Source organism: Cellulomonas septica (assembly GCF_012396155.1).
In the GTDB taxonomy this organism is placed as follows: domain Bacteria; phylum Actinomycetota; class Actinomycetes; order Actinomycetales; family Cellulomonadaceae; genus Cellulomonas; species Cellulomonas septica.
In genome coordinates, this window is record NZ_JAAXOY010000365.1 from 1 (window position 1) to 3,550 (window position 3,550).

Annotated in this window: 2 protein-coding genes; both read right to left on the minus strand. The window is 73.6% G+C overall.

The genetic code is table 11. The annotated features are described in order from the left end of the window. Positions 1-47: 47 nt before the first annotated feature. Positions 48-977, minus strand: a complete 930-nt coding sequence (locus HGA02_RS13290; RefSeq protein ID WP_168679409.1) for a DUF1996 domain-containing protein — start codon at positions 975-977, stop codon at positions 48-50. 17 nt (positions 978-994) lie between these two features. Then, on the minus strand, positions 995-3,550 hold a 2,556-nt coding region (locus tag HGA02_RS13295), incomplete at its 5' end, for a discoidin domain-containing protein (RefSeq protein WP_168679410.1).

Consider the following 3,550-nt stretch of genomic DNA (forward strand, 5'->3'; position numbering starts at 1 on the left):
GAGCCGGGGGCCGACCGCGCTCGCGCACGGTCGGCCCCCGGCGCAGGTCACGGCAGGCGGTAGTCGGTGGTGAGCACCGCGCCGCGGTGCGGCTTGTAGAGGTCGTAGCCGCGCGAGTCGCACTGCAGCCCGCCGTTGATGCAGTGGCGGACGAGCGCCGCGAGCGTCGCGGGCTCCCACGCGTTGACGAAGTCGTAGTGCCACCGCCACGCGTCGCCCATCGACATCGTGACGTCGGACAGGTCACCGCTGACCGGCCAGAACACCTTGTACTCGAGCATCGGGACGGCCACCGGGTGCGTCGACGGGCACACGCCGCCGAGGGGATACGCCATGTGGCTGCGGTGGTCCGCCGAGTCGAGGTGCACGCCGTCCCAGCAGCTCGGCGACTGGTAGCGGATGTTGACCTGCGTCCCCGGCGGGCACCAGGCCGGCAGCGACACGTTGAACGCGCTGTCGCCGCACTCGTAGCCCTCGACGAACCCGGGCGCGGCCCGGAACGACGCGGGCGTCGCCATCATGTCGCCCGCGACGAACCGGAGCCCGGTCGGGAACGGCACGACCTTCGTGTAGTCCTCGATCCCGGACTTGTAGTAGAAGGTCTGCTCCCAGGTGGACACCACGGGCTGCCCGGCGCGCAGCACGGTCGGGAACCAGTAGGCCGAGTGGTCGGCCGGCACGCGGCAGGTGGTCGCGCCGCGCAGCAGGGAGTCGGGCGTCGAGTACGCGTTCGTGGTGACGTTGCCCGCGAACGTGTGCAGGTGCGACGCGCCGGGCCGGCCCGGGAAGACGATCGGGTCGTCCGACGCGACGTGCGACGGCTCGCAGTTGGCCTGGAACTCGTGGTGGGACACGTAGTCGTCGGCGCGGGCGGGTGCCGCGGGGGCGACGAGCGCGGCCGCGAGTCCCGCGAGGACCGTGGCCGCAGCCGCCAGGACCGCGGTGGCCCTCGTCGTGCGGTGCGTGAGGTGGCGCATGGTGATGGCTCCTTCCGTCAGGCGTAGACGCCGAGCTCGTAGAGGGAGTACCCGTAGGCGGTGCCCCGGGCGGTGCCGTGCACCCGCACGTAGCGGGCGCTGCCCGCGACCGCGAGGGTGTCGACGTCGCCGTCGCCGGTGGTGACGGTCGTGAGCGTCGTCCAGGCGGTGCCGTCGGTCGACGTCTCGACGCGGTAGCCCTTGGCGTACGCGGACTCCCAGACGAGCTGGACGCTCCGGAAGGAGCGGACGGAGCCGAGGTCGACCTGGATCCACTCGTCGTCGGACCAGTTCGACGCCCACCGCGTGGCGTAGCTGCCGTCGGTCGCCTGCCCGGGCGTCCAGTTGCCGTTCCACGGGTCGAAGGACGACGCGGTCGCGGGCCGGCCGAGCGCGATGTTCGTGCCGGCGACGGCGGGCGGGACGACGCGGAATGAGCGCGTCTCGACGCCGACGTTGCCCTTGCCGTCCTCGGCGAACACGTAGACCTTCCACACGCCGAGCTGCTGCGGCGCGGTCACGCTGAACGTGCTGCCGCTGCGGGTGGACTGCGCGCCGGACAGGCCGCCCGAGCCGTTCACGTACTTGCTGTTGAGCAGCACGTGGTACGTGATCGGGTCGCCGTCCGGGTCCGTCGCGGTCGCGTTCACGGTGAACGTCGAGCCCGCGACGACCGACCCGCTGTTCGCGACGGTCATGCCGCTGAACGTGGGCGGCGTGTTCGTCCCGGGCGCGGCCGCAGAGCCTCCGTACGCGCGGGCGAGCGCGTAGTACGACAGCCGTCGGTTGCCGCCGGGGGAGACGTTGAACCAGATGCCGCCGAAGTCGCCCTCGTCGCCGTAGTGGAACATCGTCGCGCCGAGCGCGACGCCGGCGTGCGCGCGGACGCAGTCCCACGCCCGCGTGTAGCCGGCAGCGTTGTCGGCGTCCGTGCCCTGGTCGGGCACGCCGTTGGCGTCGTCGTCGACCTCCCACTCGCCGGCCGGGCCGCTCTCCGTGATCAGGTACGGCTTGTCGTACCCGCCGGCGACCCATGTGGCCTTCGCGTCGCACACCGCGTCGTAGGCGTTGAGGCCGTAGAGGTCGAGGTCGGGCGCGCTCGCCTTGTAGTACGGCCACGCGCCGGTCCACGCGTCGGTCGACGTCACGGGGTGGTTCGGGTCGATCTGGTGGATGCGCTGCGCGGCCAGGTTCACGAACGCCGCGTACGCGTGCCGCTGCGCCTCGAGCTCCGCGCCCGAGTAGCAGTTCCCGAGACCGAGCAGGGACTCGTTGCCGACGTCCCACAGCAGCACGCCGGGGTGGTCCTTGTACGCGGTCGTCCAGGTCACGACGTCCTTGAGCGCCGCGTCCTTGTACGCCTGGTCGGTCACGTAGTTCGGGCAGCCGCCCGACCCGGGGCCGCCGCCCGGCGCGAGCCAGAAGCCCGCGACGGTACGCATGCCCGCGGCGGCCACCGCGTCGAGCAGGACCTTCGAGCCCCCGTCCGTGCCCCACGTGCGGACCGTGTTGACGCCCAGGGCCTTGAGCCGGTCGGCGTGCTGCGCGAACGCGCCCGCGGGCGGACCCCACGTGATGCCCTTGACGAGCCACGGCTGGCCGTTCACGAGCAGCGACCACGCGCCCGTGGTGCCCGCGACCCGCACCTTGCCGTCGGCGGGGCCGGTCGGCGTCGGGTCGGGCGTCGGCGTCGCCGTGCCGCCGCCGGTCACCTGCACGCGGACGTCCCAGAGCGAGAAGCCGTACCCCGTGGCGCGCGTCTGGAGGTCGAGGCGGACGTACCGCGCCGTCCCGCTCACCGTGAGGCGCTGCGTCCCGCCGGTGCCGTCGGTGACCGTCGCGAGCGGTGTCCACGTCGTCCCGTCCGTCGAGCCCAGGACACGGAACGTGCGCGCGTACGCGCCCTCCCACGCGAGCTCGACGCGGCACACGGAGCGCGCCGACCCGAGATCGACCTGCCACCACTGGCCGTCGGCGAAGGCGCTCGACCAGCGGGTGCCCCCGTCGCCGTCGACGGCGAGCCCGGCGGCCGTGCCCGCGCCCTGCTCCGACGACGACGCCGTCGCCGGCCGTCCCTGCGCGACGTCGGCGGTGCCGCACGTGCCGGTCGGGGTGGGCGTGGGCGTCGTGCCGCCCGGGGTGCCGTACACCTGCAGCTCCCACAGCGAGTACCCGTAGCCGGTCGCGCGCTTCGTGCCGACGAGCCGCACGTAGCGGCCGGTCCCGTCGACGGTGAGCGTCTCGGTGCCACCCGTCCCCGTCGTGGTCGAGTGCAGCGTGCGCCACGTCGTGCCATCGGTCGACACCTCGACGCGGTAGCCCGTCGCGTACGCCGACTCCCAGCGGAGCGTCACGCGCTCGACCTGCGCGCTCGCGCCGAGGTCGACGCGCAGCCACTGGTCGTCGGAGCGTGCGCTGGCCCAGCGGGTCGTGGTGACGCCGTCGGTCGCCGCGGACGCGGGCGTGTAGTCGGCGCTCTCGACGGACGACGCCGTCGTCGGTCGGCCCTGCGAGAGCAGCGTCGGCTCGGCCTGCGCGGCGGTCGCGGGCAGGAGCGTCGCGGTCGCGACCAG

Excerpts from the sequence above, each read along its gene's own strand:
- HGA02_RS13290 (WP_168679409.1), bottom strand. The coding sequence starts at position 977 with ATGCGCCACCTCACGCACCGCACGACGAGGGCCACCGCGGTCCTGGCG.